The organism is Bacillus cereus group sp. BfR-BA-01316, from assembly GCF_022664195.1.
Taxonomy (GTDB): Bacteria; Bacillota; Bacilli; order Bacillales; family Bacillaceae_G; genus Bacillus_A.
The window spans coordinates 57,880-70,359 of the sequence record NZ_JAKUGX010000009.1 but is presented as its reverse complement, the minus strand read 5'-3'; the positions used below and the strand labels follow the sequence as shown (position 1 = coordinate 70,359).

The following is a 12,480-nucleotide window of genomic DNA, read 5'->3' as shown; positions in this document are numbered from 1 at the left end:
AGGAGGTTTTGCAATGACGTGGACGAATGTTTTAGCCATGCTTGTATGGACTGGAGCGAGTGCGGTACTTTTATTTGCAATTATGTGGGTTGATTCGATTTTTACAAAATACAATGATTTAAAAGAGATAAAAAATGGAAACACAGCAGTGACAACGCGTTTCGTTATGAAATTATTCGCTCAAGGATACATTTTGTCACAATCGATTACGAAAGCGAATGATTTATGGCAAGCGCTTCTTGCCTCAGCAGTTTCTTTCGTTATTTTATTAGTTGTAGAAATGTTCATTGAATTTGTGTTAAAGAAAATGTCTGGTTTAGATTTAGAAGAAGGAACGAAAGAAGGCAGCGTAGCACATGCGTTGTTAGCTGGTTCATTACATATTGTTGGTGCACTAATTTTAGGTGCTTGTTTATAAAGAGAAAAGGAGGGGTAGATTGTGAGTTTATTTAAACGTATTAAAAATATAATGAAGAGCCCCGAGCCGCCGAAACCAGAAAAGAGCCTTTTAACGTTAGCTCCTGGCGATATGATTGAAGTTTCGTTAGTAATGTACGAATTAACTGGGAAAACGAGCATGCATTCTCGCAAGGAGATTGTTTTAACCTTACAGGACGGGAAAGATATTCGTTATTTGAAAATTGAAGACCGTGAAAATACGTATTACAAATTGTATACACCGATTGATGGTCGTTTAGATTCAATCGATGAAATTCCGACGACGATTGAAATGGATGATATAGAGTATCATATGGAAGAACAATATAATGGACGTGTTGTTGTTATGGGAAAAACACCATTCGCTGCTTCAGAAGAACGGTACGTATGGGAATTCCAATCTGATAACCGCAAATTATTACGTGTTGAATGGCAAAATGGTCGCACAATGATGTATGAGGGAGAAGCAATTATTCCTGCTGATGTACAAATCATAAGAGCAACATAAGGGGGGCGTAATCATGTCAAACCGATTGTTTACCATGATTAAATCGTTCGTGATCCCTATACTTGCTATCGTTACATTACTTGTTATTGCCGGCTATGCTTTATCGGGCTGTCAAAGTGGTCAGGCGAAGTCAATTCAAGACCGTTATCCGCTAGAGTCTGTCGCAAAGGATGGTAAACAAGAATCTTACGTGTATAGGGCTGCTAATCGGTCAGTTCCTGAAGTCGCAAAGGAACTTATAGCCGAAAGGAAACCGAAGCAAGCATCTAAAGAAGACGAAAATCAAATGTTCCTCGTTTATTCTGATAAAATGTATAATTTGCAAAAGGATAAAGAGAAACCATCTGATACGTTAATTGAAATAAGTAATGAAGAATTTGTCCGTCAAAATTACCAACCATCCTTCTTACAAGGATATATTATGGGGAGTATATTAAACGATATATTCGGTTCACGGAAATCATCATACGGTGATTATCGCGGATATAACGACAGACAAAATCATAAACCGGTTATCCCGGAAAGACCACCTACGAAAGAAGAAAAGAAAACCCCGCCTCCAATTACGAAGGAAGGGAAAGGATCTATTATTAAGCGAGGCGATAATGTAGATCCGAAATCATCTGTAGGTGATAAAGGAAATATTACGGAAAAAGGAAGTAAAACGACGCCTCCGCCTTCTACCGGAAGCAAAGGGAAAATTACGAAAACGCCAGGTGGATCGAGCGGATCTGATGTGAAGCCGAAATCATCTATTAAAACCCCGCCAAAGAATACGTCTCCCCCGAAAACGAGGGTTGGTGGTTCAGGGAAAATTACGAAGAGAAGATAGCATAGAGACCGAAAAGTGGAATTTACTTTTCGGTCTTTTTTTATGGTAATTAATTCCTTATAGCTGGTACACTTAATACATAAGGAGGGATTAGTATGACTATGTACAAAAGATTTAGTTTGATTATGTTCCTCGTCTTATTCTTGAGTTTGTTCATTAGTACAACGATGAAATTTCACTTTATAGTAGGTATTGTATGGATAATATGTACATGTACTCTCTTTCTGTATTTTCCGCTTCGCTTTCAACATGAAGTGAACGCCTTTCAAAAGTATGTAGATTGGATTAAGAGTGGGAGACGGTGGGGTGAGTGAAAATATATCAATAAAAAAGCCTTCTCATTAGAGAAGGCTTTTAACTATTAATGAATATCATGCTTCTTGAAATTACCGCCTTTTACTTCAGCTACGTCATAAACTGTAATAAAGGCATTAGGATCGATTTCATGAATAAGTTCTTTCATTTTACTTTCTTCTAAACGGTTAATTACACAAGAGATTTCTTTAAATTTCTCTCTTGAATAACCGCCGTAAACTTCATTGTATGTTGCGCTTCGGCCTAAACGATCACGAATTGTTTCTACTATTAATTCAGGCTCTTTTGTAATGATTTTAAACGTTTTAGAACCACTTAAACCTACTTCAACAATATGAATCACTTTAGAAGCGATAAAGTAAGCAATCGCCGAAAGGATAGCTCCTTGAAGACCAAATACTGTTGAGACAAAAATAAAGACAAACATATTTAAGAATAAAATAAGGTCACTTGTTCCAAATGGTAACTTTCGAGAAAGTAATACGGCTAGCATATCGATTCCATCTAATGCCCCGCCGTTACGTAATGCGAGTCCCATACCAAAACCGATAATAATACCACCAACAACAGTAATTAAAAGTGTATCGCCCTCAATAATTGTTGGTACTCCGTGCATGAGAACGGTACCTACTGCTAGCGAAGCAATCCCGATAATAGAATAAATTGCAAAGCTTTTACCGATTTGTTTATATCCTAACCAAACGAAAGGGATGTTAACGACTGCGATTAGAAGTCCTAATGGTAACCCGAATAATCTTGAACTAACGATACTTAAACCAGTTACACCACCGTCTGATACGTTGTTTGGAATTAATACGGCTTCTAATCCGTACGCTGTGATAAATGCCCCAATAATAATCATCAAAGCTTTTAAAGCGATTTTCAGCTTATTGGGCTTGTTTTTCATAATTTTCTCCATATAATTTCCTCGTTTCAAACTAGTTTCTTATTTGTTACATAATTCACATCTAAATTTCATTTTAACATTTTATTTGAAAAAATTCTCCTTTAATGGATGTATGCAGGAAATATTATCACCATATTACCATTAAAATATTTTTGGAATTCGTAAAAGAAATCCCATCCTTTCAAAGGATGGGAGGTTGTTAAGAAAATATAAAACTAACTACTGTTAGGAATAAAGAGAATCCTAAAATAGTTCCGCACACTTTCATATGTCGTTTACGTCCCATAACGACGATTGCAACATATTCGCGAATCATTGCGTTAGGCCAGTAATAAAATGCTGTTTTTGATCCGATTCCTTGGCTATTCAGACTGGCTTGTTTTGCATATATACCAGCTCGGAAAAGATGGAAATTATTCGTTGTAAAGATACTTTTATACTTACCTTCAGGCTTTAATGAATCCATAATTTCTTTAGAAAACAACATATTTTGATATGTGTTTACAGAGCGATTTTCTTGTAAGGTATGTTCAAAAGGAATTCCTTTTTCAACAGCATAATTTTGCATTGCTTCTGCTTCTGGAAGGTTTTCATCTGGACCTTGTCCACCAGAGAAAATGATTGTTGGCGGTGTAGTAACAGCTGCTTGTTTCCAATAGAAGTCGATTGCTTTATTAATACGACTTGCAAGTAACGGCGGTACTTTATCGTTAATTAAGCCGCTGCCAAGAACGATGATGAAATCTTGATTACGTCTTGGTCTATTGAATTGGTATAGAAAATAAGCACTTAAGAAGTTAGATAAATGTATAAAGAAATACATAGTTATAAGAGAAATGGCAGCAAAAATAAATTGAAAGTGTGTTGAGACTAAACTTGCTGGATTTATGATAGGGAGTAGCATAAAGAATAAAATCCCTAAAGCTGCAATTAAAGTTAAAGAGTTTGTAAAGCGTCTTCCTTCACGCTTCATCAAGATTCTCGCATTAAGAAATAGCCCAAACATTAAAGCGACTATAGCAAAAGGTATCATTAAAATTAGTGCTATCATAGGAATAATAACGATAAAATGTAAAGCGTTATTACCAGATGCAAACGAGACGATTGCACAAAATAATAGAAATGAACAGAAAAAGGCATTAAATAAAAAGCCATTTATTATTTTTCGTGGATCTTTTAAGTAAGAGATAAGAAAAATAATAAACAATATAAGAGGAATGATTCCGAAAAACATAAATGTTGTACACCTCAATTTTTATAATGTTTTGTAATACTTTCTATATTACATGATTTTATAATTGTTTAATTAAAAAATAAGGATTTGGAATTTTCTCAATAAATACTATAGATAAATATGGTAAAATATATTCAAGGCGAGATATTAAAAGTAAAATGGTTTAGAGGGCACTCTGTAGAGTGTCTTTTTCTTTGAAATATGTAATTTTGCATATTTTGTTCCTTTTTAATGAAAGAGGATTAAAATATAAATTGTGGGTACACTCTATAAAGCAGAATTGTATACAAACATTAGCCTCTACTCTTTTTGTATCTAACAATCTTGTAACGATTAATGATTCTGTTTTCTAGTGTGTGTTTACGAAAAGTGGGATGGGTTATATATAAACAGGGGAAAGGGTGTCTTCTTGAAAGGTACCTTTTTAATGTTTAGTATAGATAGTTTCCACTATTAAAGTAGTGGAAACTATCTATACTAAACATTAGCAATCTTCCGTATAAAGATTATCAATTTACTATATATTCCAGTGGTGATAAGCTACATATGAAAGGCTTTCTTTTTCAAAATATTACCCCTAATAAAATTTTGAAGAAGTCAACTGTCTCCAAACTTGCCATTCATGATATGAGAAAAAGCACTCTTCTGAGTGCTTTTTCTCATATAAATAAGCTATTTTTATAGGCATTTTTCATACACTGGAAGTAACGAAATGAAAGTAGGTGATAAAATGCCAGCTATTGTTGAAGGGGTTATTATTGAAAACTGTAACGGGACAATTAACTTAGGTGATAAATATAACGTACATCCAATTGAAAAAACGAAAGCTTATAACGGATCAGGATCTTCAAATACCGGACTAAATGTGAGGACATTCAGTGGTATTAGTACGGCAGATGTAAGCGATAGCGATGTGTATGACCAAGTAATTCAATCTACGTTATAATTTTTATATGTAAAATTGCATAAATTGATGTGTTTGCCCTGTGATACAATTGAGCTGTTAGTGATTCTTCTTTATCATAGTTGTTAGATTAGAAATGTAACATCTTATCGAAAATCATACGTATAAGTAAAAAAGACACTTCGCTCGAAGTGTCTTTTTCATTTTAGTGATACCCTTTAGCAGAGTCTTTATGAATTTTATTTTTAAATATGCTGTAGCTCCAAAGTTGGTAACCGATAACGATCGGTACCATGACTATTGCAACGAAGAACATAATTTTTAAGTTTAATTCACTACCGGCTGCGTTATATAACGTTGTACTGTATGCGTCGTTAATACGTGATGGTAGCATTCTAGGGAACATACCTGCAAAACCAGTTGTCATAAACATTGCGATTGTTAAGCAAACGAATGTGAATGCAAGGCCGATTTTATGTTTGTACACCATAATAAGTGCGAGTACACTCATTAACATTGCAAGTACTGGAAGAATGAATAGTACAGGATATTCCGTAAAGTTTTGGAATAAATTTGTACGATTTGCAGTTGCGACATAGAAGATAGCTAAAATGATAGCAGCTGCCATTGAAAATGGTCTTGCGATTTTATAAGCACGATCAGATACTTCGCCAGTTGTTTTAATCATAATCCAAAGGGCACCAGATACGACGAATATAGCAGTGAAGAAAAGACCACCTAAAATACCATAATGGTTTAGTAAGCTAAGTAAAGTTCCTTCATAACCATCTTTTCCGATTTGCAGTCCGTAATACAGGTTAGCGAATGTAACACCGAATAAGAAGGCGATTAGGAAACTACCACTTGTAAATGCCCATTTACAAGTTTTTTGCCAAATTGGTGAATCGTCTTTATGCATAAATTCAAGTCCAGCGGCACGAGCAAATAGTGCCAGTAATACTAAAAATAGTGGTGTATACAGGTAACTAAACATATTTGCATATGTGATTGGGAAGGCAGCGAATGTTGCGCCACCAGCTGTAATTAACCATACTTCATTACCACCCCAGAACGGACCAATAGCTTCTTGTAATTGATTTCGTTCTTGTCGGTCTTTCGCAACGAATGGGAAAATCATCCCGTTACCGAGTGCGTAGCCATCAAGAATGAAGTAAACTGTCCAAATTACGCCCCATAAACCGAACCAGATGACTGCAAGCATATCATGAGACATGAGCTGTACCTCCTTCAGTAGCAGGTTCTTCTAATGCAGCTGGTCCTTTTTTCGCGAACTTCAGCATTAAGTATACGTCTGCAATTAAGAGTAGAGTGTAGAACAATATTAAACTAATTAATGAGAACCAAATTTGTGGAACTGATATAGGTGATACAGATTCTGCTGTACGCATCAGTTTATATACTGTCCATGGTTGACGACCTACTTCAGCAACAATCCAACCAGCGTTAATTGCAATATAAGGAAGTAAGACAGACCACATTGTAATTTTTAAATAGCGTTTTGAGTTTTCTAGTTTTCCTTTTCGGTTTAAATAGAAACCGAACCAAGTTAATGCCATAAAGAACATGCCAAGTGCAACCATTAAGCGGAAGCTATAATACACGAGGTTAACGTTTGGACGATCTTCTTTCGGAATATCTTTTAAACCAACAATTTCTCCATCAAATGAATTTGTATAGAAGAAACTGCCGAGTTTTGGAATAGTAAGGAATTCAAAGTTCTTTTCATTTTTTACATCAGGAATTTGAATGATTGAGAAGCCTTGTCCTTTTCCAGTTTCCCAAACAGCTTCCATTGCAGCCCCTTTTGCTGGTTGATATTTAGCTGCTGATACACCAGATTGGTGTCCCATAAAAGGTGTAATAGTTGCTGCGAATAATCCTAACATTAAACCAAACTTAAATGACTTTTTGAAGAATTCTACTTCATTTTTACGTAGTAAATGATAGGCACTAATTGCCATAACGAAGAAAGCACCGACAATATAACAACCAATTACAGTATGGAAGAACATGTTCCAAGCATATGGATTTGTAACAAGTGCCCAGAAATCATTTAATTCAGCACGGCCGTTACGTACTACGTAGCCAACAGGATTTTGCATAAATCCGTTTGCTGTAATAATCCAAAGGGCAGAAATATTTGTTCCAAGTGCAACCATCCACATACAGAAAGCACGGAACTTTGGTGAGATTTTGTCTTTACCGAATAACCATATTCCCATGAAAGTAGATTCTAAGAAGAATGCAACGAGTGCTTCGATTGCGAGAGGTGATCCGAAAATATCTCCCATATATTTGGAGTACTCAGACCAGTTTGTTCCAAATTGGAATTCCATCGTAATCCCGGTTATAATCCCCATTACGAAGTTAATTGTAAATAATTTACCCCAGAAATTTGCCATTTTGCGGTATGTTGGATTCAATGTGCGGGCGTATTGAGTTTCCATACATGCTACTAAAATAACAAGTCCGATTGTCAAAGGTACAAATAAAAAGTGATAAAAAATAGTAATTGCAAATTGAAAACGACTCAGTAACAGAACGTCGGACATAATAAATATTCACTCCTTTTTACATTATCTACAGTTAGTTTATAGTGAGAATAGGGGTAAAGTATGTGTGACTTGTTACAAAGCTGTGTGTATATTTTGAAAGAATTATGTCGGTTATCTGAAAATATATTGCTTTTATAATAAAACAATATCCTTTTTGAGTTTTTCATATTTTGGTACACTATCTATGTAGTGTAAATGAGAGAAAAGAGGGTTTTTACTATGAAGTCATTAGAAGAGATTTTACAATACAATGAAAAGTTCGTTGAAGAGAAAAAATACGAAGAGTATGAAACAGGAAAATTTCCAAATAAAAAAATGGTAATTATTTCTTGTATGGATACTCGTCTTGTTGAATTATTACCGAAAGCAATGAATATGCGTAACGGTGATGTGAAAATTATTAAAGTAGCAGGTGCTGTTATTTCACATCCATTTGGTAGTATTGTACGTAGTGTTTTAGTTGCTGTATATGAGCTTGGTGCTGATGAAGTATGTATCGTTGGTCATCATGATTGTGGGATGGCAAAAATTCAAGCGAGTAGTACAATTGAAAAAATGAAAGAACGTGGTGTAACAGGGGAGAAATTAGATACACTTCGCTATTCTGGAATCGATTTAGAAAAGTTTTTACGAGGATTCTCTAGCGTAGAAGAAAGTGTAGAACATAGTGTTTCGGTACTTCGCAACCATCCGTTACTTCCTGAAGAAGTACCTGTTCACGGTCTTGTTATAGACCCTGACACTGGAAAATTAGATCTAGTTGTGAATGGTTACGCCAATTAAGAATTTACTTTGTCATCCTTTTTATCTGGGACAGGATCAAATCCTCCTGGATGGAAAGGATGACATTTTAATATACGCTTACATGTAAGCCAAAAACCTTTGAGCGCACCATGTTTTTGAAATGATTCTAATCCATAATGAGAGCAAGTTGGATGAAAGCGACATGTTGGCGGTGTCATTGGAGAAATGAACTTTTGATAAAAGCGTATAATACCGATAAAAATCTGTTTCATAATGGTCTCCTTTTCAGCATAGTCTTAAAGTATTATAGCACGACCGTACATAATTCTTTACTAATACGAAATTCCGTTATATCATATTGGATATAACGGAATTAAATTAAAAGCGGGAGAGATGTTGTATGCCATCAGTAGAAAGCTTTGAATTAGACCATACGATTGTAAAGGCGCCTTATGTAAGACATTGCGGAGTTCACATTGTAGGTAGTGACGGTATTGTAAATAAATTTGATATTCGTTTTTGCCAACCGAACAAACAAACGATGAAACCAGATGTGATTCATACGTTAGAACATTTATTAGCATTTAATTTACGTAAATATATTGATCGTTATCCGCATTTTGATATTATCGATATTTCACCGATGGGTTGTCAAACAGGATATTATCTTGTTGTAAGCGGGACACCAACAGTTCGTGAAATCATTGATTTATTAGAACTAACATTAAAAGATGCGGTTCAAATTACAGAAATTCCAGCTGCAAATGAAACACAGTGTGGCCAAGCGAAGCTTCACGATTTAGAAGGAGCAAAACGCTTAATGAACTTCTGGTTAAGCCAAGATAAAGAAGAACTTGAGAAAGTGTTTGGATAGAAGGAAAAAACTGCCTGTGAAAGGGCAGTTTTTCTTTTTTATGCTTGATGTTTAAATGTAAATAATTCATTTTCTGATACGCTCGATGCAATATCAGTCTTACTTTCCACAGGTTCATCTTTCAATTTTGCTTTTTGTATCGCGGATTGAATACTATCGGTTATTTGGTCATGTAAATAGATTGTGTCCCAAAATAAATAAAATTAACGCAGAAACGAGGAAACAAAAGAATGCTTTCTGTTTTCTATTTTGCTGTATTTCATCGATACCTAAAAGAATAAGCGTTACACTTAAAAGAAGGAATACATAGGGGAAGAGCATAGAAAATTGTGCAAAAAGACTAAACAAAGCAAGGATACAAGCGATAGTAGATATTAAGATTCGAAGGTTTGTTAGCATGGTATCCTCCTTAGTAGAAGTGTTGTTATCGAGAGAAAATAATTACAATGGCAACGATTAAAGTGAATACACCAGAAAAGAAAGAGAGTGTACTATTTACTTTCTTTTGTTTCTTTTTTTCTTCTGCGCTCATGATGAAAGTCATAATAGATAAGGCAATAAGCATATAGGGCATAATAACAAGCGGATTTGTAAACATTCCGGATAGAGCGAGAGCGATGACGATAAGAGCGGATATAATGCGAAATGTTTTTAGCATACTATTCTCCACCTTTTTTGTTTTTTAGATTGTCCTCAAATTTATTACCTGTTCGAAAAAGCCAAATTGGTGAAAGATAATAGTCAGTAGGTGATTAAAAGTACATGTTACCTTTAGCGAAAGTAGATCGATATTAAAACGAAGAACATAAGAATAGAAACGAAAAAATACGGAATACTCATTGATTTTCGTCCGGATTTCAGTTCATTAATTCCTAGAAGAATAAAGAAACAACTGAGAGTAAATTGTATGTATGGGAGAAGTGTGAAATTATCAGTAATAAAAGAATAAGTGCAAAGAGAGAGTATGAGAAGCATAAAAAGCATGAGAAAAATCCTTAATCCTTTTAGCATGAAGTCACTCTCCTGCTATCTTATGTATGTAATGATAAGAACAATCCACAAGAAAGAACCAGCAACAATACAAATAAATCCGGTTCCTGAATCCTTCTTTTTTATTTGCTCAATTGAGATGAGAAACATTAAAGCTCCTAATAGAAATTGTGAAAGTGGTAGAAAGTTATTTTGACCTGTTAGTAAACCAATTGTGGATATGATTATTACAATGAACGCAATTAGTAAGCGTAGTATGCGAAGCATATTATGAATTCTCCTTACTGTTTTTTGTATAAGGGTTATCTTCTGGTTTATCAACGGAATGTTTATATGCATAGCCTTTATTAATTGTCATGACGGAGAGTACTAATATGATCAGTACGATTATAATGCCGATAATTAATATTTTGAGCATGAAATCCCTCCTTTTCTTTATTTTACATAATTTTGTAATTAATGAAAACAATAGAAATTAAAAGGATGAAAGAAGGGTGTTACATGGAGAATAAAAAAACATATTATATATCAGTTGGAAATGGTCAAATTTCACAAGTGAAGACGGCGGATACGTATAATTTTGAAATTTATGCAAATGACGAAGAGATTACGGAGTTAAGAGAGTATTTTGATCAAGCGTATGAAGAGGACTTAGGTTCGTATGTACGTTCCCACGTTCCATTCGTTGAGTATCATCACGATTCGAATAATGATCGATATGATGAACAACTACAAAAAGCATATAAAATGATTTATGATCTAGGGAATCATGAAACAAAAGAATTAGTCGCGCAAATGGGAATAATCAATGGATTGTAATTGGATAATATTATGCAGAAAAGCGAGAATATGCTACAATTTGTGGTAGGAAAAACTTGTAACCATCAATAGGGGAGTAATGGCATGTACAAATTTAAAGATTATTACCACAACACTGTACAATTATCGTTTGAACGTTATCCATTTTCTCCTGAGCCAAAGCATGTTTGGGTTGTATGCCGGTACGGGGATCAATGGTTATTAACGCATCATTTACGCCGCGGTCTTGAATTTCCAGGTGGTAAAGTAGAACTCGGGGAAACACCGGAAGAAGCGGCAGTTCGAGAAGTTCATGAGGAAACCGGCGGCATAGTTTCTGATTTAACTTACTTAGGACAATATAAAGTATCCGGAAAAGACAAAATAATCATTAAAAACATTTATTTTGCAACAATTAGTGGGGTAGAGCAGCATACGCATTACGAAGAAACGAAAGGGTCTGTTTTATTAAAAGACATTCCTGATAATATTAAAACTGATAGAAAATTTAGCTTTATTATGCGCGATGATGTATTAGCGCGTACAATGAAACATATAGAAGAAATCGGCTGTTTTACGAAGTAAAATGGCCGGTTTCTTTTTTGTTCCAAAAAATGGTGTGAATATATCTTTACATTATGGGCTATTCTCCACTTCTAAAAGCGAAAGAACTTCTAATAAATCATCCACCACACGTGAATGTTCAAAGTCACCCCAAAATAAATCTCTCGCCCAAACGCCAAGAATCCCTACTTGTTCAGAACCAAGCACATCGTTTTCAGGATGATCCCCAACGTACATACATTCTTCCGCGTTTACGTTTAGCTTTTGCAAAGCTCGTTCGAAAATTTCTCGGTGTGGTTTTTTAATTCCTTCTGCTTCTGAAATGAGAATTGTATTTGTATACGTATGTATGTTTAAGGCGCGAAGGTTGTTCATTTGAAAATCAGTAAAGCCGTTTGTAATAATACCGATTTTTATATTTTGCTGAGTTAGTCGTTGAAGTAATTCATGCATGTTTGGGAGAGGAATGCAGTGATGTTGAAAGTTTGTAATGTAGTCATGCAGCAGTTGCTCTGCTGTTAAAGTGTTAATGCCGTATTCAGAAAGAAGAGAATCGTATACTCTATCCTTCCACGTATATCCATTATTATCGAGTTCAAGAAAACGAGAACAATACTCGGCTTGTTCTATGTTTATAAAATGAAGAGAAAAGCGATTGTATTGGTCGTGAATAAATCGTACTAAAGATTGACGACGATCTAATAGTGTCCCATCTAAATCAAATAGCACCGCACGAATCATATGTAACCTCCTCAAAGTTTTTATAAATAATTATCGCATATTTGTGAAAAAATGA

19 protein-coding genes are annotated in these 12,480 nt (G+C 34.9%); 9 read left to right on the top strand and 10 right to left on the bottom strand.

Features of this window, described 5'->3' with window-relative positions:
• Positions 1–13 precede the first annotated feature (13 nt).
• The 4 genes from MR071_RS09885 (at position 14) to MR071_RS09870 (ending at position 2,092) form a co-directional block, all read left to right on the top strand.
• Positions 14–418 (top strand): DUF350 domain-containing protein, encoded by a 405-nt coding sequence (locus MR071_RS09885; protein ID WP_098889437.1) that lies wholly within the window; start codon positions 14–16, stop codon positions 416–418.
• 21 nt (positions 419–439) lie between these two features.
• Positions 440–946: a DUF4178 domain-containing protein gene (locus MR071_RS09880; RefSeq protein ID WP_242235851.1), complete on the top strand. Its 507-nt coding sequence runs from the start codon at positions 440–442 to the stop codon at positions 944–946.
• A gap of 13 nt (positions 947–959) precedes the next feature.
• Complete coding sequence (locus MR071_RS09875) at positions 960–1,778, top strand: DUF4247 domain-containing protein (protein ID WP_105585922.1); 819 nt, start codon at positions 960–962, stop codon at positions 1,776–1,778.
• 95 nt (positions 1,779–1,873) lie between these two features.
• Positions 1,874–2,092 (top strand): hypothetical protein, encoded by a 219-nt coding sequence (locus MR071_RS09870; RefSeq protein WP_105585923.1) that lies wholly within the window; start codon positions 1,874–1,876, stop codon positions 2,090–2,092.
• A 47-nt stretch (positions 2,093–2,139) separates the two neighbouring features.
• Here MR071_RS09870 and MR071_RS09865 read toward each other — a convergent pair whose 3' ends face one another.
• Together MR071_RS09865 and MR071_RS09860 are read right to left on the bottom strand one after the other, a co-directional pair.
• The gene (locus MR071_RS09865; protein WP_105585924.1) at positions 2,140–3,012 is read right to left on the bottom strand and encodes a YitT family protein; all 873 of its coding nucleotides are present in this window, start codon (positions 3,010–3,012) and stop codon (positions 2,140–2,142) included.
• Between the two features lie 187 nt (positions 3,013–3,199).
• Entirely contained in the window at positions 3,200–4,234 is a 1,035-nt protein-coding gene (locus MR071_RS09860) for a YdcF family protein (RefSeq protein ID WP_105585925.1), read from the bottom strand.
• 712 nt (positions 4,235–4,946) lie between these two features.
• Here MR071_RS09860 and MR071_RS09855 point away from each other — a divergent pair.
• Positions 4,947–5,180 (top strand): spore germination protein, encoded by a 234-nt coding sequence (locus tag MR071_RS09855; RefSeq protein WP_105585926.1) that lies wholly within the window; start codon positions 4,947–4,949, stop codon positions 5,178–5,180.
• A gap of 163 nt (positions 5,181–5,343) precedes the next feature.
• Here the strand turns inward: MR071_RS09855 and cydB are convergent, their stop codons facing one another.
• A complete protein-coding gene (gene cydB, locus MR071_RS09850; protein WP_105585927.1) occupies positions 5,344–6,372 on the bottom strand; it encodes a cytochrome d ubiquinol oxidase subunit II in 1,029 nt (342 codons plus the stop codon).
• The gene (gene cydA / locus MR071_RS09845) at positions 6,362–7,711 is read right to left on the bottom strand and encodes a cytochrome ubiquinol oxidase subunit I (protein WP_002112462.1); all 1,350 of its coding nucleotides are present in this window, start codon (positions 7,709–7,711) and stop codon (positions 6,362–6,364) included. The genes cydB and cydA overlap by 11 nt, the downstream gene beginning before the upstream one ends.
• 222 nt (positions 7,712–7,933) lie before the next feature.
• Between cydA and MR071_RS09840 the strand changes: the two genes are divergently transcribed.
• Positions 7,934–8,497, top strand: coding sequence for a beta-class carbonic anhydrase (locus MR071_RS09840; protein ID WP_105585928.1), 564 nt, complete (start codon positions 7,934–7,936; stop codon positions 8,495–8,497).
• Here MR071_RS09840 and yidD read toward each other — a convergent pair.
• Positions 8,494–8,730: a membrane protein insertion efficiency factor YidD gene (gene yidD, locus MR071_RS09835; RefSeq protein WP_085312588.1), complete on the bottom strand. Its 237-nt coding sequence runs from the start codon at positions 8,728–8,730 to the stop codon at positions 8,494–8,496. The genes MR071_RS09840 and yidD overlap by 4 nt on opposite strands.
• A 128-nt stretch (positions 8,731–8,858) precedes the next feature.
• Between yidD and luxS the strand changes: the two genes are divergently transcribed.
• On the top strand, positions 8,859–9,332 hold the full coding sequence (gene luxS, locus MR071_RS09830) for an S-ribosylhomocysteine lyase LuxS (protein ID WP_105585929.1): 474 nt from the start codon (positions 8,859–8,861) through the stop codon (positions 9,330–9,332).
• A 168-nt stretch (positions 9,333–9,500) separates the two neighbouring features.
• Here the strand turns inward: luxS and MR071_RS09825 are convergent, their stop codons facing one another.
• The 4 genes from MR071_RS09825 to ytzI all read right to left on the bottom strand — a co-directional run bounded on the left by MR071_RS09825 (position 9,501) and on the right by ytzI (position 10,740).
• Positions 9,501–9,653: a DUF3953 domain-containing protein gene (locus MR071_RS09825; protein ID WP_472926929.1), complete on the bottom strand. Its 153-nt coding sequence runs from the start codon at positions 9,651–9,653 to the stop codon at positions 9,501–9,503.
• A 103-nt stretch (positions 9,654–9,756) separates the two neighbouring features.
• A complete protein-coding gene (locus MR071_RS09820; protein ID WP_105585931.1) occupies positions 9,757–9,990 on the bottom strand; it encodes a DUF3953 domain-containing protein in 234 nt (77 codons plus the stop codon).
• Between the two features lie 368 nt (positions 9,991–10,358).
• Entirely contained in the window at positions 10,359–10,589 is a 231-nt protein-coding gene (locus MR071_RS09815) for a DUF3953 domain-containing protein (RefSeq protein WP_105585933.1), read from the bottom strand.
• A gap of 1 nt (position 10,590) precedes the next feature.
• Positions 10,591–10,740 (bottom strand): YtzI protein, encoded by a 150-nt coding sequence (ytzI, locus tag MR071_RS09810; RefSeq protein ID WP_142395840.1) that lies wholly within the window; start codon positions 10,738–10,740, stop codon positions 10,591–10,593.
• Positions 10,741–10,823: 83 nt separating this feature from the next.
• Between ytzI and MR071_RS09805 the strand changes: the two genes are divergently transcribed.
• Together MR071_RS09805 and mutTA are read left to right on the top strand one after the other, a co-directional pair.
• Complete coding sequence (locus MR071_RS09805) at positions 10,824–11,141, top strand: hypothetical protein (protein WP_002089150.1); 318 nt, start codon at positions 10,824–10,826, stop codon at positions 11,139–11,141.
• Positions 11,142–11,225: 84 nt separating this feature from the next.
• Positions 11,226–11,705, top strand: a complete 480-nt coding sequence (gene mutTA, locus MR071_RS09800; protein WP_105585935.1) for an antimutator 8-oxo-(dGTP/GTP)ase — start codon at positions 11,226–11,228, stop codon at positions 11,703–11,705.
• A gap of 51 nt (positions 11,706–11,756) precedes the next feature.
• Here mutTA and MR071_RS09795 read toward each other — a convergent pair whose 3' ends face one another.
• Complete coding sequence (locus tag MR071_RS09795; RefSeq protein WP_105585936.1) at positions 11,757–12,425, bottom strand: HAD family hydrolase; 669 nt, start codon at positions 12,423–12,425, stop codon at positions 11,757–11,759.
• Between the last annotated feature and the right edge of the window lie 55 nt (positions 12,426–12,480).

Bases quoted from the DNA above. Each gene is read 5' to 3' on its own strand.
- MR071_RS09885 (WP_098889437.1), top strand. From the start codon at position 14: ATGACGTGGACGAATGTTTTAGCCATGCTTGTATGGACTGGAGCGAGT.
- MR071_RS09875 (WP_105585922.1), top strand. From the start codon at position 960: ATGTCAAACCGATTGTTTACCATGATTAAATCGTTCGTGATCCCTATA.
- MR071_RS09870 (WP_105585923.1), top strand. From the start codon at position 1,874: ATGACTATGTACAAAAGATTTAGTTTGATTATGTTCCTCGTCTTATTC.
- MR071_RS09865 (WP_105585924.1), bottom strand. From the start codon at position 3,012: ATGGAGAAAATTATGAAAAACAAGCCCAATAAGCTGAAAATCGCTTTA.
- MR071_RS09860 (WP_105585925.1), bottom strand. From the start codon at position 4,234: ATGTTTTTCGGAATCATTCCTCTTATATTGTTTATTATTTTTCTTATC.
- MR071_RS09855 (WP_105585926.1), top strand. From the start codon at position 4,947: ATGAAAGTAGGTGATAAAATGCCAGCTATTGTTGAAGGGGTTATTATT.
- cydB (WP_105585927.1), bottom strand. From the start codon at position 6,372: ATGTCTCATGATATGCTTGCAGTCATCTGGTTCGGTTTATGGGGCGTA.
- cydA (WP_002112462.1), bottom strand. From the start codon at position 7,711: ATGTCCGACGTTCTGTTACTGAGTCGTTTTCAATTTGCAATTACTATT.
- MR071_RS09840 (WP_105585928.1), top strand. From the start codon at position 7,934: ATGAAGTCATTAGAAGAGATTTTACAATACAATGAAAAGTTCGTTGAA.
- yidD (WP_085312588.1), bottom strand. From the start codon at position 8,730: ATGAAACAGATTTTTATCGGTATTATACGCTTTTATCAAAAGTTCATT.
- luxS (WP_105585929.1), top strand. From the start codon at position 8,859: ATGCCATCAGTAGAAAGCTTTGAATTAGACCATACGATTGTAAAGGCG.
- MR071_RS09825 (WP_472926929.1), bottom strand. From the start codon at position 9,653: ATGCTCTTCCCCTATGTATTCCTTCTTTTAAGTGTAACGCTTATTCTT.
- MR071_RS09820 (WP_105585931.1), bottom strand. From the start codon at position 9,990: ATGCTAAAAACATTTCGCATTATATCCGCTCTTATCGTCATCGCTCTC.
- MR071_RS09815 (WP_105585933.1), bottom strand. From the start codon at position 10,589: ATGCTTCGCATACTACGCTTACTAATTGCGTTCATTGTAATAATCATA.
- ytzI (WP_142395840.1), bottom strand. From the start codon at position 10,740: ATGCTCAAAATATTAATTATCGGCATTATAATCGTACTGATCATATTA.
- MR071_RS09805 (WP_002089150.1), top strand. From the start codon at position 10,824: ATGGAGAATAAAAAAACATATTATATATCAGTTGGAAATGGTCAAATT.
- mutTA (WP_105585935.1), top strand. From the start codon at position 11,226: ATGTACAAATTTAAAGATTATTACCACAACACTGTACAATTATCGTTT.
- MR071_RS09795 (WP_105585936.1), bottom strand. From the start codon at position 12,425: ATGATTCGTGCGGTGCTATTTGATTTAGATGGGACACTATTAGATCGT.